We start from the raw sequence: 22,695 nt of genomic DNA on the forward strand, positions 1-22,695 counted from the left end.
ATGAGTCTGATCGGTACGCGGATGGTGAGCGACGGCAAGACCGCCCGCCAGATCTTCGGAGAGGTGATGGCCAACCCGGCGCGCAAGAAATTCGGGTTCGGCAGCAAGCTGGCGATCGTCAATGTCGATTTTCAGCAGGCCTACACCGCGATCGACAAGTTCGCGACCGCCTATGAAACCGATCCGCGCCAGATCGAATATGCCAACACGATCAGCCACCTGGCCCGTGCCAGGGGGATGCCAGTGATCTGGACCCGCGTTGCCTACAAGGCCGATGCCGGCGATGCCGGGGTCTGGGGTACGCGCACCGACACGCCGGATTCGCTCCAGAACATCAAGTATGACAGCGAACGGCACCAGTACGATCCGCGGGTCGAGATCGGGCCGGATGACCTGCAGTATACCAAGCGGATGCCCAGCGCCTTTTTCGAAACCCCGCTGGCCAGCTATCTGGTGTGGCACAAGGTCGATACGGTGGTGGTGACCGGCGGATCGACCTCTGGCTGTGTCCGCGCCACAGCGGTTGATGCGCTCAGCCACGGCTATCGCACGATCGTGCCGATCGAGACCTGCGCCGACAAGCACGAGTCCTATCACTTCGCCAACCTCACCGACTTGCAACTCAAGTACGCCGATGTCGAACCCGTCCAGACGGTGATCGACTGGCTGGAGGCGCGCTGATGAAGGAGGGCGCTGGCGACCCGCAGCTTTACGATTACGCGCCTTATCGCGGGCGGCAGAAGGTGATCTGGCCGGGGGGGAAGACAGTCGCGGTCTGGGTCGCGCCGAACCTCGAGTATTACGAAATCGACCCGCCGGCGCATCCCAAGCGCAAGGCCTGGGCGCGGCCGCATCCCGACGTGGTGGGCTATTCCCACCGTGATCATTCAAACCGCGTCAGCCATTGGCGCATGGCCGAGGTGATGAGCAAGCATGGCTTTCCCGGTTCGGTCAGCCTCTCGGTCGCGTTGTCCCAGCATCATCCGGAAGTGGTCGCCGATGGCGCGGCGCGGGGTTGGGAATTCTTCAGTCACGGCATCTATAATACCCGTTACACCTATGAAATGTCAGAAGATCAGGAGCGAGCGATCATCGCGGATTCGATCCACACTGTGCGCGAGGCAACCGGACAGACGATCCGTGGCTGGCTCGCACCGGCGCTGACGCATACGCCGCGCACGCTCGACCTGATTGCCGAGATGGGGCTCGATTACACCTGCGATCTCTACCACGATGACCAGGTTCAGGAGGTCAAGGTTCGCTCCGGACGGCTTGCCTCGATCCCCTACAGCCTGGAGGTCAACGATCACTATGGTTTCTTCGTCTATAACATGTCCGGCCGTGAATATGCCGAAACCCTGATCCGCCAGTTCGAGCGCCTGGCGGTCGAGGGTGAAGAGTCCGGCACAGTCATGTGCATCCCCTTGCATGCCTACCTGATCGGGCAGCCGCACCGGATCGGCCCGTTCGAGGAGGCGCTGCGGCACATTGCCGCCGATGGCCGCGCCTGGATCGCGCGGGCGGGAGAGATTGTCGATGCCTGGAGGGCTCAGCAATGACTCTGGACCCCGTCTATCTGGAGTATCCCAGGCGCCGCCATGGCTATGACCACGATCTCTATTCGTGGTCGGCGCTTCACCAGCGTGCCCCGGTCCAATGGCCGCAGGGTTCGGTCGCGGTGTGGATTTGCGTCAGCCTGGAATGGTTCCCGATCATTCCCGGCGGAGCCTTTGCCGCGCCGGGGCATATGCAGACGGCCTATCCCGATTACCGCCACTATACGGCGCGAGACTATGGCAACCGGGTGGGGGCCTGGCGCTTCCTAGATGCCCTGGCCAAGGTCGGCGCCAGGGCCAGTTTCGCAACCAATGCCGCCGTGGCTGAACGCTATCCGGAACTGGTCCGCGCCGTGCTGGATGGCGGGCACGAGCTGATCGCCCATTCGACCGACATGAACGGCACGATCGATTCCTCGTTGGCGGCGAGTGCCGAGCGAGACCTGATCAGCGAGGCGATGCACCGCATCGAGGTGGCCAGCGGGGTGCGGCCCAAGGGATGGCTTTCGATTGCCCGCTCGCAGAGTTTCAACACCTTGGAGCTGCTGAAAGAAGCTGGCCTAACCTATTGCTGTGACTGGGTTAATGATGAGTTGCCCTATCGCTTCGGCAATGGGCTGGTCGACCTGCCACTGAACCATGAGCTGTCAGACAGGACGATCATCGCCGTCCAGCAACAGTCGGCGGATAGCTGGGCCCAGAGCCTCGAGGACGCCTTCGACTGGCTGACGGCTGAGGCAGCCACCACAGGTAGCGGGCGGATGCTGCCGATCCATGTCACGCCCTACATTATGGGCCTGCCTTATCGCATCGCCGCATTCGAGCGCCTGCTGCAGCGGCTAGGCCAGCGCAGCGAATGCTGGTTCGCGCGCGGTGACGAGATCGTATCGAGTTGGGAGGCCCAGCAATGAGCAATCGCGCCGAGCTTGCCCGGGCGATGCCCGCCATGCTGCGTCACGAAGGCTGGTGGAATGGCTGGTATCGCCACTTCGACGGCGAGGGGAAGATGATCGACTCGCACAGGGTGAAAACCTGGTGCGAGTTTCCCGACGCCGGTGAATGGCACTACATCCAGCACAACTGGCTGGAGTGGGAAGACGGCCGCAAGGCCACTTACGAATTCGGGGGGCGACTGGAGGGTGACCGGCTGGTCTGGCAAACCGATCGCTTCAGCGGCTACGGCTGGCAAACACACGAGGACGTGCTGATGCTGCGGCTGGAGCGGCAGGATGTGCCCGATGCCTATTACATCGAAATGATTGCCATTGCCGAGGACGGGCAGACCCGCTCGCGCACCTGGGAGTGGTTCCATCAAGGTCGCCCATGGAAATGGACGCTGTGCAACGAGGAGAAGACCGGGTGATATCGGCGCTGCTGTTCCTCGCTCAGGCGGTCGATCCGGCGGTAACCAAGGAAAGGCCGCTGGAAGCGCCCCGCGCTGCGGCTCCATCATCCAGCACCTGCGACCAGCCGGTGATAATGGTCGTGGCCGGACCGACTCGTGATCGGGCGCGGATGCAGGCCTATGGCAAGGCGATCGCCGAAAGCCGACTCTACCAGCAGCTTGGCGGTTACTACCTCAACGCCCCACAGGCCCTGGCCAGTTTCGAGGGCAGCCCGCCCGCCGGCTATACCACGCTGATGGTGCGGTTTCCGTGCCTGGAGAACGCCCGCGCTTTCTGGAACAGCGAGGCGTACCAGCAGCAGATCCTGCCGCTTCGACAAAACCCTTCGGCAGGGGACTATTTTGTGACAGTTTACCCCGAAGCCCCATTGCGCGATGATCTGGTCGGCAAGGTGGGCGACAATGGCTATCGCGCCGAATTCGATGCTGCCGCAGTGCCCCAGGTGAAAGGAACCGGACAATGACGCTTGCGCTCAACCACCCGATGAACCCGGACAAGACGCCCGAGGAACTGGCCCGTGGCCGGTTCGTGTCGGGCATCCGCAGCCTGATCCTCAATGACCTCGCGGGCGATCTCAAGACGGCATACGACAAGCGCGCTGCCCCGGCCTTCAGGAAGCGTGAGGGGCGCGAGCCGGTCTCGAGCCGCGATGCCCACATGGCGCTGCGCGGCGATCCGGCCTTCAACATCTATTCCGCAATGCGGGTCCAGGCGCAGAAGATGGTGTGGGCAAGCGTGGGCGATAGCGTCGCCCGTGAAAGCGACAAGCTGGCCGCCGAAGCGGCGAAGGTTTCGAACCAGCCGGGCTCCGTCACGCTCAATCCGAACCTTGAGGTGCCGCGCAATGTCTCGGCGATCGATGTCCACCTGATGCCCGGCAGCTATACCCGCGGGGATGACAGCCTAGAGGCCGGCGCGATCTATGACCGCGGGCTGGCCGTCTTTTCGATGGGGCTGATGGGCGCGAACCTGGATGATATCGGCCTGTCGATGGCGAAGTACATAGCGCTGCGCTACCCCGATTTCCAGCCGCAGCGGATCCTCGATACCGGCTGCACCATCGGTCACAACACCCTGCCATGGAAGCAGACTTATCCGGAGGCCGAAGTCATCGCGATCGACGCCGCGCCGGGCGGGCTGGTCTATGGCTCGGCCCGCGCCAAGATGCAGGGCCTGGAAGTCCACTTCCAGCAGATGTGCGCTGACAGTCTCGATTTCCCGGATGCCAGCTTCGACATGGTGTGGAGCTCGATGTTCCTGCACGAGTTGTCAAAGAAGACCCGCGCCGCCGCCTTTGCCGAGGCGTTCCGCGTGCTCAAGCCCGGCGGGCTGATGCTGCATATGGAACTGCCGCCCAATGGCGAGATGAGCGCCTTTGACGGGTTCTACCTCGATTGGGACAGCTACTACAACGAGGAGCCCTTCTACAAAGGCTACCGCGACGAAAGCCCGCCCGAGCTCTGCGCCCGTGCCGGGTTCGCCAAGCAAAACTACTTCCAGTTCGTGGTGCCTTCGGTCGGCATCTACGGCGAACAGGCGATTGCCGACATGGTTGACAGTGACCAGGCCGAGGCAGTGGGCCAGGCCACCACCGGGCGGCTGGCCGAAGGGGTGATGTGGTTCGGCTATGGAGCGTGGAAGCAGTGAAGGACGACCTGCGCCCCGAAGACGCCCCGACCGAAATCTATGACGCGCTGGGCCGCGCGCGGTTCTTTGCCGATCCTGGGATGGACCGGTTCGTCGCAGTGGTCATGAACCTGGCCCAGGAAGTCTGGGTCCAGGAAGAGCGGCTGCTGGCGTTGGAAGAGGACAAGGGCGCCGCCCCGGCGGACCGCGAGGCCAAGCTTAAGGCCTTTATCGACCGTGTGTTCGAGCCAGTGCGCGGGGCCTAGACGCCCGCGTCAACCGGGTTGAAACCCATCACCGCTTCGTTCGAGAGCGGCGCGGTCGACGGGACGAAGGTATCGGGATCGATTGCCTGCGTCACTTCGCCCTGTCGCTTGGACATGGCATGGAGCAGTTCCGTGCGCGGGCGGCGGGCGGCTTCGTAGCGGGCAAGGGCAGTCGCTATCTCGGGCTCAAGCTGCAGCGCCCGGGCCAGTGCCCAGCCATCTTCGATCGCCATGGCCGCGCCGGCACCCAGGAAGGGCAGCATGGCATGGGCCGCATCGCCCAGCAGGGTTACCCGGCCCACGGACCAGCGCGGAAGCGGCGCGCGGTCGTAGAGCCCCCATTTTATGATCGGGCCGGCTTGCTCGATCAGGCCGAGCACGTCCGGATGCCATCCAGCGAAGGCCCGCGCCACTTCATCGCGGCTGGCACCGATTGACCAGCCTTCACCGACCACCTCGTCAGTCTCGACCAGTCCGGCGCAGTTGATCACCTCGCCGCCGGCCATGGTGTAGCGGTTGAACGTCCGGCGCGGCCCGATGAAGATTGCGCTGCGGCCAAGGCCCATGAACGGCCCCGCCTGCTGAGCGGGAACCAGGAAGCGATAGGCGAGATGGCTGGTGTAGCGTGGCACATCGCCAGGGAAGAGAAGCGCGCGCGCGGCCGAGCGGACGCCATCGGCGCCAACGAGGACCGATCCGGCCGTGCTGGAACCATCGGCAAAGCGCGCGGTCACCTGGTTCGGCTCCTGTTCCAGCCCGATCAGGCGGCGACCGGTGTGGATCAGCACGCCCAGGCGCTCCGCTGCGGTGATCAACACGCTCTGCAAATCAGCTCGGTAGCAATGGCGGACGATATCGCTTGCGCCATCATCGGCCAGTCCGTCGCCAAGGTCCGCTGCGCCCATCAGCAGGCGCGCGTTCCGATAGTGCAGGAACGGCAGGCTTCCAGCCGGGCAGGCTATCGCCGCCACTTCGCGCTGGATACCCAGGTCACGGAACACGTGTTGCGCACCGCGCCCCAAGGTCAGGCCCGCCCCGGTCTCTCGCAGTTCGCTGGCGGCTTCATGGACCTCTACCGCAATGCCGGCGCGGGCAAGGGCAATGGCTGCTGTCAGCCCGCCCAGGCCCGCCCCGATCACCAGCACCGGATCATTTGTTCGCATGGCGGGAAGCTGGCGCAAATCCGCGACCGCGACAAGGATTCCCACTTGGAAATGTCCGGACAACCCTGCTAGCCTCGCGCAGTATCTGGAAAGGACGTGCTTGGCATGAAGGCGTGGGAAATCGGGACGATTACCGGGATCGACGGGATGCGGTTGGCGGAGCGGGCAAACCTGGTGCCAGGGCCGGGCGAAGTGCTGGTCGACGTGATCGCGGCTGGCCTCAATTTCCGCGACCTGATGGTGCTGGAAGGTCGCTATGGCGCGCCCAAGCCGCCCGAGCGAATTCCGCTGGCCGACGGGGTTGGCCGGATTGCCGCCCTGGGCGAGGGCGTGACCGGCTGGTCGGTCGGCGAGCGGGTGATCGCCCCGCATTTCGCGACCTGGATCGATGGGCCCTATTCACTCGCCGTCTTTGCAAAGGACCTGGGTTCGAGCGCTGATGGCTGGCTGGCCGAACAGATCGTGCTGCCCGCCAATGCCTTGGTCCGCGCGCCGGATGCCATGAGCGATCTTGGCGCAGCCACAGTGTCCGTGGTCGCTGCAACGGTGTGGCATGCGATGGTCACCTTCGGGCAGGTCCAGCCGGGAGAGTTGGTATTGGCTCAGGGGACGGGCGGCGTATCGGTGTTTGCCCTGCAGCTCGCCAAGGCATTGGGCGCACAGGTGGCGATTACCTCTTCGAGTGATGAAAAGCTTGCCCGTTGCCGCGAGCTGGGCGCCGATTTCACCGTCAACTATCGCGAACGCCCTGACTGGGCCGCCGCTCTCCTTGAGCAGACCGGCGGGCGCGGCGCCGATGTGGTGGTCGATACGCTGGGCTTCGACGAGCTGGGTGAGACGGTCGCGGCCTGCGCCGTCAGCGCGCGGATCGGTACGGTCGGTGCCTTGTCGGGAACACCGCAAGCCCATGCGGGGGTTAGCCAGGGCATGCTGATAGCCCGCAATATCGCGATCAAGGGAATAGCCTCGGGCAGCCGCGCCATGCTGGCTGCGGCGCTTGAAGTGATTGGCAAGGTCGGGGTCGAGCCGGTGGTCGATGCCAGCTTTGACTTTGCCGATGCTCGGGAGGCCTATCGTCATCTTGCCGCAGGCGCGCATCTGGGCAAGATTGCGATCACGCTCTGACGAGAGGATTTGTCGATGAAGTATCGCCAACTGGGCCAAGGCCTGACCGTTTCCGCGATTGGCCTGGGCTGCATGGGCATGCTGAAGGGTGGTAACTTCAGCTATGGCGGCGATGCCGATCTCGACGAGGCGGTGCGCACGATCCACCGCGCGATCGACCTGGGCGTTACCTTCTTCGACACGGCCGAGATTTATGGTCCGCGCGCCAATGAAGAGCTGCTGGGCAAGGCGATCAAGGGCAAGCGCGACGGGCTCGTGATCGCCACCAAGTTCGGCTTCCGCTATAACGAGGCAGGGCAGATCGCCGGGATCGACAGCAGCGAGGCGAACATCCGTCGCGCGGTTGAAGGTTCGCTCCAGCGACTGGGGATCGACTGCATCGACCTCTATTACCAGCATCGCGTCGATCCGCAGGTGCCGATCGAGGACGTGGTCGGCGTGCTGGCCGACCTTCAGGCTCAGGGCAAGATCAAGCATATCGGCCTGTCCGAAGCAGCCGCAGCCACGGTCCGTCGGGCCGCTGCCATCGCGCCGATTGCGGCCCTGCAGAGCGAGTATTCGATCTGGGAGCGCGAGATCGAGGGCGAGATCCTGCCGACCTGCCGTGAGTTCGGCATTGGGCTGGTGCCCTATTCGCCCCTTGGCCGGGGATTCCTCACCGGCACGGTGACTCGTGCAGAAGAGCTGCCTGAAGGTGACTATCGCCGTAACGATCCGCGCTATCAGCAGGACAATTACGACGCGAACATGCGCATCGTCGAAACGGTGAAGGCCGTGGCGGAGCGGCGCGGTGTTTCGCCTGCGCAAGTTGCGCTGGCCTGGCTGCTGGCGCAGGGGCCGGACGTAGTGCCGATCCCCGGAGCCAAGCGGCGCGTCACGCTGGAAGATTCCATGGCCGCTGCCGACCTTGAACTGACGGCTGAGGAGGTGGGTGAGATTTCGGTCGTCGCTCCTGTCGGCGGCACCAGCGGGCCCCGCTACCGTCCGGCGGGGATGGCAACGGTCCGGCTCTAGAGCTGGACTACAGCCTTGCCCATCGTCTGGCCGGACAGCAGAGCCTCGACCGCATCGGGGACAGTCTCAAGGCCCTGGCCCAGCACTGCGGCGTAGGGACGGAGCGAACCCTTGGCAAAAAGCTCGAACAGTTGGGCTCGCGCCGCTGGCCAGTGCGCGGTGTGCAGCGCGTTCATGAAGGCCCGCACCGAGGCGCCCTTGTAATAGAGCTTGTGGCCGATCCGTGGCGCGGTGACCGGGCTTGGCCGATCGTTGACCATGTCGCTGGCCCAGCCGCTGATGACCAGGCGGCCGTGATTGGCAAGGTTGTCGATCATGGCATCGAAGAGTTTGCCGCCGACCGTATCAAGCGCCAGGTCGATCCGGTCGGCATAGTCGCTCGCCAGCACTTCGCCGACATTCTCGCTGTGGTGGTCGATTACCCGATCCGCGCCGAGCGATCTTGCGAATGCAGCCTTGGAGCCGCCCCCGCAGATGGCCACCACATGGCAATCGTGCAGCTTGGCAATCTGCACGGCGAGGTGGCCAAGGCCGCCTGCCGCCGCGCTGATCACCACGGTTTCGCCGCGTTGCATCTGCCCGGTCAGGGTCAGGGCGAGCCAGGCTGCGACCCCGCTCGAAGCAAGGGCAAGGGCCTCGGCGCTGGCTTCGGGCAGGCGGACAAAATCGCTCGCCGGGGCGGAATTGGCTTCACGATAGCCACCGCGAAAGCGGGTTGCAGCAACCGCATCACCGACCGCGAGATCGGTCACGCCCGATCCGACAGCCGTAACGGTGCCGACCGCCTCCACGCCGGTCAGGAACGGCGGCTCCATCCGGATGGTCCCGACGGCATTGCGGGCCAGTTGCGTGTCGAAAATGCCGTTGATCCCGCACCACTTGTTGCGCACCAGCACTTCACCCGGACCCGGCTGGGTCGGCGGCAAGTCGATGATCCGGGTCGCCGCGCGGAAGCTGTCCGCAAAGCGGTACTGCTCGATCGCGCGGTAGCCCATCAGTTACGATGGAATTCGACCAGCTCGTACCGGTTCATCATGTAGCCATCGATCGATGCATAGACGAGGATGCAGTCATCGTCGGCCATCGCCCAGATGTCATAGGCCGGGTGCTGAACGCCGCCCATGCCGTGCTCGCTCTCGTCAACGAAGCGGAAATGACGGCAGGCAAAGGTGCCGGCGGCTACGGTTTTTTCCTCGTCACCGACATATTCGAGCGCGATGTTGACCTCGGCAATCATCGGCGGGGTGGCGCCGCGATGATCGGGCGAGGGCAGGAAGCAACGCATGTTGCGGCGGTGCGGCCCCTTGCTGACGTCCATCTTGCGGCCGAGGTAGGCATCGGCCACGACAGGGTGGGTGCCAAAGGCATCGAAGGCGCCGACCTTCATCTCTTGCGACAGCCGTCCGATCGAGGGGCCGAAGCTTTCGCAGGTGACCGTGCCGGTCTCTGCATCATGGTGCATCCAGCCCGAACCCATGAAAGCATCGCCAACGGTCAGGTGAACGTGAAGGTTCTGTGGCACCATGCCGGGGGCGAGGTGATAGGTGATGTCGCGCAGCACGGTCGGATCGGGTTCCTCGATCTCGCACTGGGCACGCAGGATCGTGCTGCCGTCGGTGTGGTGGGTGAAGGTGAACCACTCCCGTCCGCGCTCCTGTCCTTCCATGCCGGGCTTGACAGAGGTGTAACGGATTTTCCCCGATACGGTGCGGTGCTTCATCAGATCACTCCGGCTTTTGACAATTTCTCGATTACGTCGGCCTGGGCGCGCAGGAAATGCTCGCGCTCCGGCACCTGCGGCGCGCCAGCGGCATCCAGCATCGCGTTCCCATCCTGGCCGGCTGCAGCGCCATAGGCCGCAGCGAACAGCGCGGGGCGCTGGCGCGCGAGGCTGTTGGTCATGGCCGGCACGCGGCGGGTTTGACGCAAGAGGGCAATGTCGATCTCGGCAAAGGCGGTGAAGGTTTCGCCGCTCATCGACTGGGCCAGAATCTTGCCGTTGGGGCCGACCACCTGGCTGTTGCCGTCGGCGCTGGCCAGCGGCAGCGAGCAGTCAGCAATTCCCGCCGTGTTGGCCGAGACGACATAGGCCATGTTCTCCCAGGCGCGGGCGCGCTTGGCCACGTCCTTCGCCGTGCCGAGCGGCGAGCCGATCTCGCTCGAGGAGTGCACGAAAACCTCGGCCCCGCGGAAGGCCAGGGCGCGGGCAATCTCGGGATAGAGGATCTCTTCCGAGGCGATCGCGGCCAGTCGCCCGATCTCGGTATCGGCGACCGGGAAGACGCCATCCAGCCCATAGTGATCGAGATAGCGGTCCCACACGTCATGCGGGCTGGGCGCGAACATCGACAGTAGCCGGCGATAGCGCAGCACCACGCTGCCCGCCGGGTCGATCACGAAGCTGGTCTGGAAGTAGAAGCCGGGAAAGTGCGGGTCACTTTCGTAGGCATTGCCAGCCACGAACAATCCCAGCCGCTGGGCCATCGCACCGAGCGCGGCATATTCCGGGCCATCGGCGGCAAATGCGGCCCGCCCGGCGAAGTCCGGAATCGAGATCCGGCCAGGGTAAGAGGTGAACAGGTACTCCGGCAGCACCGCGAGCTTCACCGGGCGGCCCTGGAACTGTTCGATGAAGATCTTCGCGCCGCGAATTTGGCCCTCGATCTCCCCAATATGAGCGAGAATCTGCGCCCGCGCCGCCGCCGCATCGGCACAGCGTTCGACGGACCTGGCCATCAACTGCATTGCCACGGCGGCGTAGGGCGCGGGTGCGGTCACAGCCCGAGGCTCCCGGGGTTCATCAGGCCCTTCGGGTCGACCTTGGCCTTGAGCTCCCTGAGCAGGCCCCAGGTGGTGGGTGAATGGCTGTTGCTGAGCGGATAGGTGCGCGCAATCTGCAGGTGGACGGCACCCAGCTTCTGGAACTCGGCGATGACACCGGCGCGCAATTCGGTCACCAGCGCCGTACTGGCCGCATTGGCCGGAAAGCCCTTGAGCTTGGCGAGATGGCCCGGTTCGACCGCATGGCGGTGCAGCGGGTTCAGTTCCTCCGGCCAGAAGAACACCGGCTCGATCAGGCAGACCTGCGGACTGACCGCAGCCAGCATCGCCCCGGCATTGACGCCCAGCGCCGCCATTTCGTCAGCGCGCGCAGCGAACAGGACCTGGACTGCGTTCCAGCCTTCCGCCAGCTTCGAATGCGGCAGGAAGCCGTGCACCGGGACCCAGCGCTCGCCTTCCGGTCCGACCATCGAATTGACCGGCGGAAAGGGGGTGGCGCGCAGGATCTTTGGGATCGTGTTCTCGATCGCCTTGCCGCCCGCCTGCTCGATCAGCCGGGTGATCTCGGCCATGTCGGCATCGGCCTCATTCTGGCGGCGGCGCTCGCTGATGCAGTGCAGGCTGAACGGCACGTCATCGAGGAAGCTGCGCCCGGCGAGCGCAACCTTCGCGCCCTCCTTGAGCCCCTTCAGCAGCGAGCCTTGCGCCTTCATCATGTTGACCAGGCTCTTGGCGTCGCTCGCCAGGCTATCTCGCTTCATCCGCTGGGCCTGGAGGAACGGATCGAAGCCGAAGCTTTCGCTGGCAAGGCCTTCGCGCGCGACGGCGCTCATCCCGGCGAAGAGCTGGTCCGAGGTGTCGAAAGAGAAGCTGCCATAGGCAAAGGCCGCGCCTTCGCGCACCAGCCGCAGCGTGGCGCGGGCTTTGACCCCGAAGGCGCCGCAATCGGCGGCGAACAGGCCGGTCAGGTCCGGGCCATAGGGGCGGAAGAAGCTGGAGCCAGTGGAGACGACCGAACCATCGGCCAGGACCACGTCAAAGCTAAGCGCGGAATCGACCACCGTGCCGCCGCCCGCACCCCAGAATACGCCGTTCTGGCTCATCCCCCCGCCAACCGTGGCATTGATGCCCGAAAGCGTGCCCCAGGTCTTGGTGCGCAGCCCGCGCGGCTGCAGCGCGCGGCGCAGCTCTTCCCAGGTGATGCCGCATTCAACCGTCGCGGTCATGTCGGTCTCGTTGACCTCGATCACGCGGTTGAGGCTGGCGGTATCGATCAGGATGAAGTTCGCCGTGGGCGAGAGGTAGCCGCCGGTGTAGCTCATGCCCCCGCCGCGCGGAACGATGGCGATGCCGACAGCAGTGGCTGCACCGATCCCGGCCGCCAGTTCTTCGACCGAGCCGGGGCGAAACACCGCGAGGGGAGCGGGTCCGGCCGAATAGACGTCATGACGGAAGAGCTCGCGCGTTGCCTCGTCGGTCAGCAGCGAGGCGGAGGCAACCTTGCCCTCCAGCGCGGCGAGCGGGTTGGCGACAATGGCGTTCATGCGGCTTGTTCCTTCGAACCGAAAGTGGGGTAGCGACCCAGGGTGATCAGCAGAGCGGCCCCGGCAGCAAACAGGAACATCGCCGCGTAAAGCATCTGATCATAGCTGCCTGTGACATCGCGCACACGGCCGTAAAGCACCGGGGAAATGGCTGAGGCGATCCCGAAAGGCATGTAAAGCATGCCATAGATCTTGCCGTAGCTGGCCATGCCGAAATAGCGGCTGGCCAGATAGGCGATCAGGTCGCTTTCCGCGCCCGCGGCAAACCCTAGCATGAAGGCAGCGATATAGATCGTCTGCACATCGGTGCTGGTGCCCATCAGCCACCAGCAAGCGAGTGCCGGGATCAGCAGGATCGGCACGCAGACGATCGGTGCCCAGATTCGGTCGAGCAGCCAGCCGGTCACGATTCGCCCGGCCATCAGCGCCAGACCGATCATCCCCATGATGCTGGCCCCTTCGGCCGCACCCATGCCGTGTTGCTTGATGATCTCGGGCATGTGGATATGCGCACCGCCATAGGCCAGGGCAACCAGGGCGATCGATAGCCAGATCGTCCAGAACCGGCGGTCACGCATGGCCTCGGACAAGGTTACTCCGGTCAGGCTGCCACCTACGGCGATGCCTGCAGGCATTTCCTCGCGGGTGGGCTCGCGGAACAGGAAGTAGATTACCGGCAGCGACAGCAGCAGCGGGAACAGGGCGACCGCCGGATACATCCCGCGCCAGCCCCACTGGCCGATCGCCCAGACCGCAACCTTGGGCACGATCAGTGCGGCGAACGAGGTGCCGAGTAGCAGGATACCCAGCGCCAGCCCGCGGTTCTTGAAGAACCACATGTTGATCGCGCGGCTGAAGGTGACGGGGGTTGAACCGATCCCGACCAGGCCGATCAGGAACCACAGCAGATAGAAGGCGAAGATCGAGGCGGGGGTGGCCCCCAGCGCCGCAAAGATCAGCCCGAAGGCGAGGGTGGAAAGCAGCGCCACCTTGCGCACCCCGTGGCGGTCCGCGAGCGAGCCGAAGTACGGGGCAAGCAGGGCTGCCGTGAGCCCGTAAACCGTCATCGACAGCGAGGTCTGGGCATAGGACCAGCCGTATTCCTCCTTCAGCGGAGCAAGGACGAAGCCGATGGTGTTGAACGGAAGCGGCGAGGCACCGCAGGCGACGCCGACCAGGCCAGCCAGCAGGACCTTCCAGCCCATCGCGAATTCGGACTTCTGCTCGCTCATCCCAATGGTTCTCCCTCAAGCTGTTCGAGCACGAACAGCGCATCCATGTACCCTTCGACCACCCCTTGCACGTAGAGGAAATCCCCATCCGCGCTGATCCACATGTGGTAGGGCGGGTGAGCATTGGTCATGCCGGTGAAGGCCAGGCGATGGCAATCGAAGCTGCCAGCAGGCACGGTGATTGTCTCGCGGCCAATGCAGGTTAGTCCACTGGCGGATACTTCGAGCCGTGGACCGGTGGCGCCAAAGTGATGCAGGCTGTGCAGCAGGTTGCGTCCACCAAGGAAATGCGTGTGCCCGGCGCCGCATTCGAAGGGGAAGCTGGCGGCGAGCCAGCCATCGCCCATCAGCGCATGAACCCCGAAGCCACGCATCGGTCTCTCGATCGGCAGGCGCTGGCTGATTCGGCCCTGGTCGCGGGTGAAGCTTTCACCTTCGGCCTCATCATCGCCAAAGCGGAACCACCCGGAGCCGGTCGGCACGCCGTGGTTGAGAATGCGGACATAGGCGTCGAGCGGCTGGAACGCGGCGTCGACGTTCAGCACGGTTTTGCGGACCACCTGCTCGGCGTCGAAAGCCATCTCGCAATGGACCGACAGGCAGCGGCCGCCGCTCGCATCGCGGGTCAGCGTAAACTCCTCAAAGCCCCATTCGGCTTCGTCGCTACGGTGGCGGTACGAGATGCGGCCGCGGCGGCGGGGGAGGGGAACGAGCTCAGTGCGCATGGTAGAATTCGGTCAGGTTCCCATCGGGATCGCGAACCGCAAAGAGATCGACTGTGCCAAGATTGGCGATCCTAACCCCTTGCGCGGCGTAGGCTATCGTCGTCCCCTTTGCCTCGACCGAGCGGCGATAGGCGGCGAGATCGCGCACCGGGAAGCGCAACAGCAGCAAGCCCAGGTTGGGTGGGCTGGCATGGGCCGACTGGTCGGTGCCGGTGAAGCCCTGCATCTCCATCACTTCGACCCGGCCGGTTTCACCTGGCACCGGCTGGAGTGCGGCAGCTGCACGAGGGATCCGGGGGGTATGATTGAGCGGTATGCCGAAGTTCGATCGCGCCGGCTCGGGTGGCTCGCGGTCGCTGTCGAACACCAGCTCGAAGCCCAGGTTGTTCAGGTAGAAATCGCGGGCGCGGGCCTTGTTCTTGACCATCCGCATCGAGTTGAAGGCGTGGCTGATCCGCCCGACCGGAAAGGCGGTGAAGGGCGGGCTGACGCGCTGGTAGACCGCGATGTTGATCCCGTGCGGGCCAGTCAGCACCACGTTGCGCAGGTCCGAGGCGCCGAAGGTGAAGCGCACCGGCTCGCTTTCCGCCCACCAGCCGGCCTTGATTGCCGCATCGAACAGCGCCGGGACATCGTCGGAGCGGACCATCAGAGAATAGATTCCGCCCGGATCCCAGGCCCGTGCGGCCAGCCGCACCGGACGCTGGGGCACGCCTGTAAAGCGCACGAAGCGGATGCAGCCACTGCTGGCCTGCGGGGCGCACCAGCGCTCGAAGCTGGCGCTGGCCTTGGCCGGCACGTTCCACGTCGCCAGCTCGGCGCGCTGAACCTTGCCGGCGGCGGTACGGGTCCATCCGCCTTGTCCTTCAAGCAGGTCGGTAAAGGGCCTGAATGCGGCGACGCCGACCACTGCCTCGCTCCAGGGAGCGACGCCGTGATCGGCGGCGACCCCGGCCGAGACCGGGGAATGGACCGCAGCGGCAAGCAGGATCGCCGCCGCCGCGGCCCGGCGTTTCATCAGAAGTCGAACTTGGCCCGCAGGGTCCAGGTGCGGGGCGGGTTCAGGTAGAGGACGTTGGCCAGGGTGCTTTCGACTGCTTCCTGATCGAAGCAGTTCTTGCATTCTGCCACCAGGGACCAGCCGGATTCGGACTTCAGCGTGAGCGAGGCATTGGCGATCCAGCGCGATTCGCTGAACGAACCGGTGACAAAGTTGCCAAGGCCCCGCAGGTTGCCGCCATAGGCAGTGCCGCCGGGGCTGGTGTAGGGTTGGCTGTAGAAGCTGACCCCGCTGGTGCCGGTTTCGCTGTCGGCCCGCCAGCTGGCATTGACCGCCGGGGTCAGCGTCATGCCGCCGCCCAGCTGGGCTTCGTAGCTGGCACCGAAGGCCATGGTCCAGGCCGGGCTCCTCACCGGTTCGGCAAGGGAGCCATCGGGTGCAACGATGCCGACGCCGCAAGCCGTGGCATTGTCAGCCCCGCTGCCCACCGGGGTCCGGCCAGCCGCCAGCTGTGTGGCGCATGCCGCGAGCTGACCAGCAACAGCCTGCACCCCGTAGAGGTCAAACGCCGGGGCGTTCGGATCAAGCCGGTACTCGTCGTCCATGTAGCCGATCGAGCCGAAGACGGTGAAACCGTCAGCCGGGCGCGCGGTCACTTCCAGTTCCACGCCCTTGTTGCGATAGTTCGCAAAGTTGCGGGTAATGAAGGCGATCGAACCGTTAGCGCGGGTAAAGGCCGAAGGGGTCTGCAGTCCTTCGATATCCAGCAGGAAGCCCGTCAGGTTGACCCGCAGACGGTTGTCCAATAGGTCCGCCTTGACGCCTGCTTCATATGACCAGGCGGTTTCCGGACCGAACGGCAGGGCTTCGGACGGGGCAGTCGCGCGGGCGTTCCAGCCGCCCGACTTGAAGCCCTTGGTTGCGCTGAGGAACATCAGGACATCGTCGTTCATCTTGTAGTTCAGCGCAAAGCGTGGGGTCCAGACCTTGGTCCTGATCACGGTCGGGATCGCCACGCCGTTTGTTGCCCGCAGGTTGGCGTTGACCAAGCAGGTCGCCTCAACCGTACCATCGTTGCAGCTGGCACGGTTGTCGCTGATGTCGAAGGTCTTTTCCTCGTCGGTGTAGCGGATGCCGGCGGTCAGCGTCAGCGCATCACTCACGTTGATGTCGGCCTGGGCATAGCCGGCCCAGGCTTTGGTGTTGTTCTTCAGGCGGCGGTCAGCCAGCAGGAACGGAAATCCGGCCGGCGGCGGGGCAAGGCCAAGGTTGAACAGGTCGGCAAAGTCCGTGTCGTTCTTTTCGTTGATGTAGAAGACGCCCGTGACGTAATCGACCAGCCCGTCGCCCAGCGAGCCGGACAGCTTCACTTCCTGGGTGAACTGCTTGTGCTTGCCATCGTTGGCGATCACGAAGCCGCCCAGCGTGTAACCGCGCACCGCCGGGCTGGGCACGGCCAGGCTTGGCAGCGCACGACCATCGGCAAAGTCCAGCGCGAAGGTCTGTCGCATGTCGAGATAGCCGGTGATCAGGTTGAGCTTGGTATCCCCGCCGAGGCCAAACTCGAGGTTCGAGGTGATCATGTCCATTTCAGCCTGGTTGCCCAGACCGAAATCGTCCTTGCGCCCGGTGAAGCGTCCCCCGAAGTCGTTGACCTTCCTCAGGCCGGTCGTGACGAAGCGGCCATCGCAATTGGTCGGGTTGGCCGGGTCGCAATCGAAGTTGGCGACGTTCGAGGCGTCGGCATAGGTGTGCATGTAGCTGGCACGCCAGGTGATGCTGTCGGAGAGCTCACCTTTCACGCCCAGACGCAGGCCCCAGCCGTCATTCTCGTTAGTGCGTTCGCCAGTCGTGGTGTTCTTGGCGTAACCGTTGTCGTTCTGCCAGTATCCTGACAGCTTGATCGCAAACTGCGGCGAAACCGGGAGGTCGATCGAGCCGCGCGCCAGCTTGCGCTGGTAGGAGCCATAGCCAGCCTCGATATAGCCGCCGATCTCATCGCCCGGGTCCTTCATCACCACGGCGATTGCGCCGCCCGTGGTGTTGCGACCGAACAGCGTGCCCTGGGGGCCACGCAGCACTTCGACGCGCTCGACATCGAAGAAGCTGAAATTGTTGGCATTCTGGCGGCTGATGTAGACGTCATTGATATAGGTGCCGATCGGCGGATCGAAAGTTGCGATCGATTCGGTGTTGCCGACGCCGCGGAGGTAATAGGAATTCGCCGTTCCGAGGCCGGTGTTGTTGAGGCCCACCAGATTCGGGACGAACTGGGTCACATCCAGGGCGGTGTTGATGCCGCGCGTTTCGAGCGTTTCGGCGTTGAAAGCGGTAATCGCGATCGGCACGTCCTGGACGCTTTCGGCACGGCGCTGGGCGGTGACCACGATGTCCTCAAGCCCCTGGTCATCGGTGGGGGTATTCTGGGCATATGCCGGCGAGGCCAGCATGGCGGCAAGCGAAACGGCGCTCAGCAGTGCGGTACGGGTCATCGTCGGTCCTTCCCTGTTAGCTCGATCCCAGCGCCCGATTATCCTTACCGGGTCGCATCAGAGGGGTGTTTATCCCGCAGGTCCAAAGTTGTCCGGACATTTGTGCTTTTGTCAAGCCGCGAAATGTGGTGATGTCCGGACAACATTACGGGGGAACCGAGCCATGAGCCTTGCCGATCTTGCCTATCCGACCCTGGTCTATGTCCACCTGCTGCTGTTCGTGATGTGGCTGGGGGCGGATGTCGGCGTATTCCTGCTGGGGCAACACTTCCGCAAGCGCGAGCTTTACTCGCTTGACCAGCGGATCGCGCTGCTGAAGCTGCTGGTGATCGTTGACCTGACCCCGCGCGCGGCCTGGGCGCTGATGGTGCCCTTGTCGCTGACCTTGTCCTACGTGGGCAACTGGTGGAACCTGCCGGTCGCGATTGTCTGGTTCGGCTGGATCATTGCGTCGATCTGGCTGTGGCTGGTGTTCGATGCCCACGCCCATGACATGACCCCGCGGGCAGCGCGAAACCGGCGGATCGAAGGCTGGATCCGCTACCTGCTCTGCGCCGGGTATCTCTGGCTGGGGCTGGAATCGGTGCTGACCGGCCACCCGATTGCGCCAACCTGGCTGGCCTGGAAGGCGCTGCTGTTCGGGGCGATCTTTGCCGCTGCAATCATGATCGACGTCTCATTCAAGCCGGTCGGTGCCCAGCTCGGCCGGCTGCTGGCCGAAGGATCAAGCGATGAAACCGAAGTGCCTTTGCGGCGGACGATGGACAAGACCCGCTGGTGGGTCTGGCTAACCTATCTGCTGCTGGTGGTCACTTCCTACCTAGGAGCGGTCAAGCCAACCCCCTGATCCTATGTCCAAACCGCAGTTGCTGACATGCCACAGTTGTCTCGACAACCTTTGTTCGCTGTGTAAATTGTCTGGACAACTTTTGACTAATTGACGATGCCTTCCCACCGGTGGGAATTTGCCGCCAATGGGGAGGTGAGTTTTATGAAGCGTTCGCTGCGTTTGATGTTGCTAACGGCCACAGTGTTCACGCCAAGTGTGGCCATGGCCCAGAATGCCTCGCCAAATGACGAAGGCGGGATCAAGGATATCGTCGTGACGGCCCGCAAGACCGCCGAAACGCTGTCCGAGGCGCCGGTCGCGGTTTCGGTGGTGACATCCGAGAAGATCAACGAATTGGGGCTCACCTCGATCGACGACTTCGCAAAGCAGTCGACTGGCATCAGCTTCAGCCAGGCCTTCGGGCGCAGCACCGACCGTCCGGTGATTCGCGGGCAATCGAACGTTTTGGCCGGCGTGCAGGCCGGCGTGGAGACGGGCGCGGCCTATTTCGTCGATGGTGTCTATTACCAGGGTGATATTCAGGGCTTCGATCCGCAGTCGATCGAGCGGGTCGAAGTGATCAAGGGCCCACAGTCGGCGCTCTATGGTCGCAACACCTATGCCGGCGCGATCAACTATATCACCAAGGATCCCAGCAAGGATTTGACCGTTTCGGCGCGCGGTCGCGTGGCCGAGCATGACGAGTACGAATTCTCCGGATCGGTCAGCGGGCAGATCGTGCCCGATGTCTTCGGCTTCCGCGCTGGTGGTCGGTTCTACAAGTACGGCGGCGAGTATACCAACCAGCTGACCGGCAAGAAGGTCGGCAATGAAAAGACTACCTCGGCTTACCTCACGCTGCAGCTTGAACCGTCGAGCGACATCAAGTGGCGCACCCGCGTCAACTGGCAGCACGACGAGGATGGACCGCTGGCGATTTTCCTTCAGGGGGCGGCAGACAACAACTGTAAGCCAGGCTATCGATCGGCTCGCTATCGCACAGCTTCGCCGTTTGTGCCGCTGGCCCCGGCGGTGCTGACCTCCACCAATACGAACCAGTTTTTTTGCGGCGTCATTCAGCCACAGCCGAACAACGTACGGCTGAACACCGATCCCTTGCTGATCAACCCCACGCTCGGTGTCCGCGATGGCACCGCCTTTGACGGGATCGAGAACAAGCAGGTGCTGGTCACCAGCATCTTGGATTGGGACCTCGGTGGTTCGGGCTGGGTGCTCCATGCCTCGGGCGGCTGGCGCAAGAACTACAACTACTTTGGCACCGACTCCGACCATTCAGACGGCTTCGCCTATTTTGCCGGTACTGCGGCTTCGACGCTGAATACCGAACCAGCCTTTGCCAATACCAACCGCGACGAGCAGAAAGACGTTAGCGCCGAACTGCGGATCAGCTCTCCCGAAGACAAACCGATCCGGGCCATGATCGGCGGGTTCTATTATAAGCAGAACTTCCAAACGACCGACATCACCTTCGCCAGCGGCAAGACAGGGCTCGCGCTGGGGACCGACCTATCACAATACGCCTCGGTCGAGAACAAGGCCATCTTCGGCATGATTGAATGGGACATTACCAATGCCCTGTCGATTACCGCCGAACTGCGCCATGCCAAGGAAACCAAGACCCTGATCGACCGGGCCTCGGCCGCCTCGATCTTTTGCGCCGGTGAAGCCGGGCGCGCGGCCCTCTTTGGCTTTGCCGGCACCTGCCGTCCAGCTGGCTCGTTCTCGGGCACCGACCCGCGCATCACTGTGAATTACACCACGCCGGGCGGAACGCTCATTTATGCCGTCTTGGCTACCGGCCGCAAGCCGGGTGGTTTCAACGGCACAGCCGGGGTCACGGCCGAAACACAGTACCCGGGTTCGCAGTTCGTCAATTACCTGCCCGAAAAGTCGAAGGGCGGGGAACTAGGCGTGAAGTTCGATGCGCTGGACCGCCGCTTGCGGGTCAACGTCACCGGCTTCTACAATGAGCTGACCGACTACCAGCTGACCACCGCCATCCCCAATCCAGCGGGTACCGGGGCGGTCACCTCGATCGTCTCGAACGCTGGCAAGGCGCAGACTAAGGGCCTCGAGCTGGAAATCACCGCTGCCCCGGCTGAAAATCTCCTTTTGAACATCGGCCTGTCTTATGTTGATGCCAAGTTCACCGAAGGCTGCGATGCGGACGAGTTCATCCTCAATTCAGGTGGCCTGCGTCCAAACTTCGATACCCGCAACCCGACCGCTGCCGGCAAGCCGCTGTGCGACATCAGCAGACGCAAGCTGCCGCTGGGTAGCCCGTTCATTTTCAACGGTTCGGTCAGCTGGTCGAAGGAAATCGGCTCCAACGGGATGGAGTTCTTCGCCAATTCGAACTTCAGCTATGAAGACTCGAAGTATGTCCAGGTCGATAACCTGGCCAAGACCGGCGACGCCTTCCTGCTGAACGCGCGCTTGGGGATCAAGACCGAACGGTTCACCTTCGCGGTCTTCGGCCGCAATCTGACCAACGAGGATTCGATCCCGCTCGCCACCCGCTGGTTCGACTTGCGCTATGGCGCGGGCACCACCGGTCTGCCGCCGGCGGCTTCGGTCACTTTCGATGGCCGTCCAGCCCAGATCGAAACCGGCACGCCGCGCGGCTTCTTTGCCACGCTGCGCAAGGGCCGCACCTTTGGCGTGGAAGCCAGCGTCAACTTCTGACGCTGGGCAAATGACAGGAAGGGGCGGCGGCCAGCCTGGCTGCCGCCCCTTCCCTTTGTCGTCAAAACGGCCGCAGAACGGCCAGCGCGGCGATGGCGAAGACCTGCAGCCACAGGCCGGCCAGGATCGACGTGGCGCGGCGATAGGTTGCGCGCAGACTGGCCTCGCGCTTAGGCGTGGAGCCCTCTGCCAGCACTTCGGCCCAGGTGCTGAAGTGCCGGATCAACTGGAACCGGATCAACAAGCCGCAGCCGATCACCCCGGCGAAGAGACCGAGCTTCAGCCGCAGCCAGACCGGCCAATCCGCCTGCGTGAATGCCAGAGCTAGCAGCGCCAGGGCCAGGCCATACCGCACCACGCGATCAAGCAGGGCGAGCCGCAGGCCCAGCGCGGACTTGCGGGTGCGATGGGTCGCCTCGACCAGTCCCAGCCAGCTCAGGCCGGCAACCAGGGCAATCCCGCCCAGGCTAGCGGGCAGCAGACCCAGCCCGGCGAGCAGCATCGTGCCGAGCATGGCCTGCAGGACCAGGGCATAGCGGACGTGCTGATCGACCTTCATCAGGTGATCGGTCATCTCCTGCCGTGCCGCGACCGGCAGGTCATGGCGGTGGACGATGAAGCGATACTCGCTATTGATGACGAGGTCCGAGCCAAGCCAGTAGCCCAGGACCACGGTATGGATCGCCAGCAGTATGGTCTGGCTCATCGCGGGGCCCTTGACTGGAAGGCATAGAATGAAGGATCATCATGCCTCCGCCAGTCGGCCGTCACATAGTCCTCATTGATCAGAGTGCGCTGGAACAGCCGCCCCTTGTCATACCAGTGCCAGGTGCGGTTCTTGGCGCGGCCATCCTCGGCGACCGTGATCATCTCGTAATAGCGGAAATCGGGTGCCCCGGCGCGGGTCCACAGCACCATGATCGTGCGCTGCGTCTCGTCCATCGCCAGCGGCGCGACCCAGCCATCGATATTGACGTTTGAGATGTTTATCCGGTCGCCCTGCAGTACCCCGTCGAAGTAGCGGATCTCGCGGGTGCCGTCGGGCCAGTCATAGATATTGGTCTGGGCCAGCCGCGCCGCGCCATCCGGCCCGTCGAACAGCCGACAGGCGAGTGTCGACTTGTGCCGGTCAATCTCGCGGTGATCGGCGTCGAAGTGGACATATTCGCCCTGCCATACCCCCGCCTGGCTGGCGACGAGGGGCATGGCTTCGGCGATCGCTCCCATAGG

22 protein-coding genes are annotated in these 22,695 nt (G+C 64.0%); 11 read left to right on the top strand and 11 right to left on the bottom strand.

Annotated elements, in window-relative coordinates; translation table 11 throughout:
- The 7 genes from O9281_RS01500 to O9281_RS01530 are packed head-to-tail and all read left to right on the top strand — an operon-like array spanning position 1 to position 4,854.
- The gene (locus tag O9281_RS01500; RefSeq protein ID WP_298182037.1) at positions 1-681 is read left to right on the top strand and encodes an isochorismatase family protein; all 681 of its coding nucleotides are present in this window, start codon (positions 1-3) and stop codon (positions 679-681) included.
- Positions 681-1,559 (top strand): polysaccharide deacetylase family protein, encoded by an 879-nt coding sequence (locus O9281_RS01505; protein ID WP_298182039.1) that lies wholly within the window; start codon positions 681-683, stop codon positions 1,557-1,559. Before O9281_RS01500 ends, O9281_RS01505 begins: the two co-directional genes overlap by 1 nt.
- On the top strand, positions 1,556-2,467 hold the full coding sequence (locus O9281_RS01510; protein WP_298182041.1) for a polysaccharide deacetylase family protein: 912 nt from the start codon (positions 1,556-1,558) through the stop codon (positions 2,465-2,467). Before O9281_RS01505 ends, O9281_RS01510 begins: the two co-directional genes overlap by 4 nt.
- On the top strand, positions 2,464-2,919 hold the full coding sequence (locus O9281_RS01515) for a hypothetical protein (protein ID WP_298182043.1): 456 nt from the start codon (positions 2,464-2,466) through the stop codon (positions 2,917-2,919). The genes O9281_RS01510 and O9281_RS01515 overlap by 4 nt, the downstream gene beginning before the upstream one ends.
- Entirely contained in the window at positions 2,916-3,425 is a 510-nt protein-coding gene (locus tag O9281_RS01520; protein WP_298182045.1) for a DUF1330 domain-containing protein, read from the top strand. Before O9281_RS01515 ends, O9281_RS01520 begins: the two co-directional genes overlap by 4 nt.
- Complete coding sequence (locus O9281_RS01525) at positions 3,422-4,609, top strand: class I SAM-dependent methyltransferase (protein ID WP_298182046.1); 1,188 nt, start codon at positions 3,422-3,424, stop codon at positions 4,607-4,609. Before O9281_RS01520 ends, O9281_RS01525 begins: the two co-directional genes overlap by 4 nt.
- Positions 4,606-4,854 carry a hypothetical protein gene (locus O9281_RS01530; RefSeq protein ID WP_298182047.1) on the top strand — a complete coding sequence of 83 codons (249 nt, stop codon included), beginning with the start codon at positions 4,606-4,608 and terminating at the stop codon, positions 4,852-4,854. Before O9281_RS01525 ends, O9281_RS01530 begins: the two co-directional genes overlap by 4 nt.
- On the opposite strand, the gene O9281_RS01535 is transcribed toward O9281_RS01530, so the two are convergent.
- Entirely contained in the window at positions 4,851-6,017 is a 1,167-nt protein-coding gene (locus O9281_RS01535; protein ID WP_298182048.1) for an FAD-dependent monooxygenase, read from the bottom strand. The two genes, O9281_RS01530 and O9281_RS01535, sit on opposite strands and share 4 nt — an antisense overlap.
- Before the next feature lie 105 nt (positions 6,018-6,122).
- Here O9281_RS01535 and O9281_RS01540 point away from each other — a divergent pair, with 105 nt between their 5' ends.
- Complete coding sequence (locus O9281_RS01540) at positions 6,123-7,142, top strand: NAD(P)-dependent alcohol dehydrogenase (protein WP_298182050.1); 1,020 nt, start codon at positions 6,123-6,125, stop codon at positions 7,140-7,142.
- A 15-nt stretch (positions 7,143-7,157) separates the two neighbouring features.
- Positions 7,158-8,156, top strand: a complete 999-nt coding sequence (locus tag O9281_RS01545) for an aldo/keto reductase (protein ID WP_298182051.1) — start codon at positions 7,158-7,160, stop codon at positions 8,154-8,156.
- Here O9281_RS01545 and O9281_RS01550 read toward each other — a convergent pair.
- The 8 genes from O9281_RS01550 to O9281_RS01585 are packed head-to-tail and all read right to left on the bottom strand — an operon-like array spanning position 8,153 to position 17,930.
- Positions 8,153-9,151, bottom strand: a complete 999-nt coding sequence (locus O9281_RS01550) for a zinc-binding dehydrogenase (protein WP_298182052.1) — start codon at positions 9,149-9,151, stop codon at positions 8,153-8,155. The two genes, O9281_RS01545 and O9281_RS01550, sit on opposite strands and share 4 nt — an antisense overlap.
- A complete protein-coding gene (locus O9281_RS01555) occupies positions 9,151-9,876 on the bottom strand; it encodes a hypothetical protein (RefSeq protein ID WP_298182053.1) in 726 nt (241 codons plus the stop codon). Before O9281_RS01555 ends, O9281_RS01550 begins: the two co-directional genes overlap by 1 nt.
- Entirely contained in the window at positions 9,876-10,934 is a 1,059-nt protein-coding gene (locus O9281_RS01560; protein ID WP_298182054.1) for a nitrilase-related carbon-nitrogen hydrolase, read from the bottom strand. Before O9281_RS01560 ends, O9281_RS01555 begins: the two co-directional genes overlap by 1 nt.
- Positions 10,931-12,481 carry an FAD-binding oxidoreductase gene (locus tag O9281_RS01565; RefSeq protein WP_298182055.1) on the bottom strand — a complete coding sequence of 517 codons (1,551 nt, stop codon included), beginning with the start codon at positions 12,479-12,481 and terminating at the stop codon, positions 10,931-10,933. Before O9281_RS01565 ends, O9281_RS01560 begins: the two co-directional genes overlap by 4 nt.
- Positions 12,478-13,713, bottom strand: a complete 1,236-nt coding sequence (locus tag O9281_RS01570; RefSeq protein ID WP_298182056.1) for an MFS transporter — start codon at positions 13,711-13,713, stop codon at positions 12,478-12,480. Before O9281_RS01570 ends, O9281_RS01565 begins: the two co-directional genes overlap by 4 nt.
- Entirely contained in the window at positions 13,710-14,438 is a 729-nt protein-coding gene (locus O9281_RS01575) for a hypothetical protein (protein ID WP_298182057.1), read from the bottom strand. The genes O9281_RS01570 and O9281_RS01575 overlap by 4 nt, the downstream gene beginning before the upstream one ends.
- The gene (locus O9281_RS01580) at positions 14,428-15,456 is read right to left on the bottom strand and encodes a VOC family protein (protein ID WP_298182058.1); all 1,029 of its coding nucleotides are present in this window, start codon (positions 15,454-15,456) and stop codon (positions 14,428-14,430) included. The genes O9281_RS01575 and O9281_RS01580 overlap by 11 nt, the downstream gene beginning before the upstream one ends.
- Positions 15,456-17,930: a TonB-dependent receptor gene (locus O9281_RS01585; protein ID WP_298182059.1), complete on the bottom strand. Its 2,475-nt coding sequence runs from the start codon at positions 17,928-17,930 to the stop codon at positions 15,456-15,458. The genes O9281_RS01580 and O9281_RS01585 overlap by 1 nt, the downstream gene beginning before the upstream one ends.
- Before the next feature lie 163 nt (positions 17,931-18,093).
- Here O9281_RS01585 and O9281_RS01590 point away from each other — a divergent pair, with 163 nt between their 5' ends.
- The gene (locus O9281_RS01590) at positions 18,094-18,777 is read left to right on the top strand and encodes a hypothetical protein (RefSeq protein WP_298182060.1); all 684 of its coding nucleotides are present in this window, start codon (positions 18,094-18,096) and stop codon (positions 18,775-18,777) included.
- Between the two features lie 144 nt (positions 18,778-18,921).
- Positions 18,922-21,465: a TonB-dependent receptor gene (locus O9281_RS01595; RefSeq protein WP_298182061.1), complete on the top strand. Its 2,544-nt coding sequence runs from the start codon at positions 18,922-18,924 to the stop codon at positions 21,463-21,465.
- Positions 21,466-21,526: 61 nt separating this feature from the next.
- On the opposite strand, the gene O9281_RS01600 is transcribed toward O9281_RS01595, so the two are convergent.
- Together O9281_RS01600 and O9281_RS01605 are read right to left on the bottom strand one after the other, a co-directional pair.
- Entirely contained in the window at positions 21,527-22,171 is a 645-nt protein-coding gene (locus O9281_RS01600) for a hypothetical protein (RefSeq protein WP_298182062.1), read from the bottom strand.
- Positions 22,168-22,692, bottom strand: a complete 525-nt coding sequence (locus O9281_RS01605; protein ID WP_298182063.1) for a DUF3598 domain-containing protein — start codon at positions 22,690-22,692, stop codon at positions 22,168-22,170. Before O9281_RS01605 ends, O9281_RS01600 begins: the two co-directional genes overlap by 4 nt.
- Between the last annotated feature and the right edge of the window lie 3 nt (positions 22,693-22,695).

The organism is Novosphingobium sp. (assembly GCF_027531025.1).
Taxonomy (GTDB): Bacteria; Pseudomonadota; Alphaproteobacteria; order Sphingomonadales; family Sphingomonadaceae; genus Novosphingobium.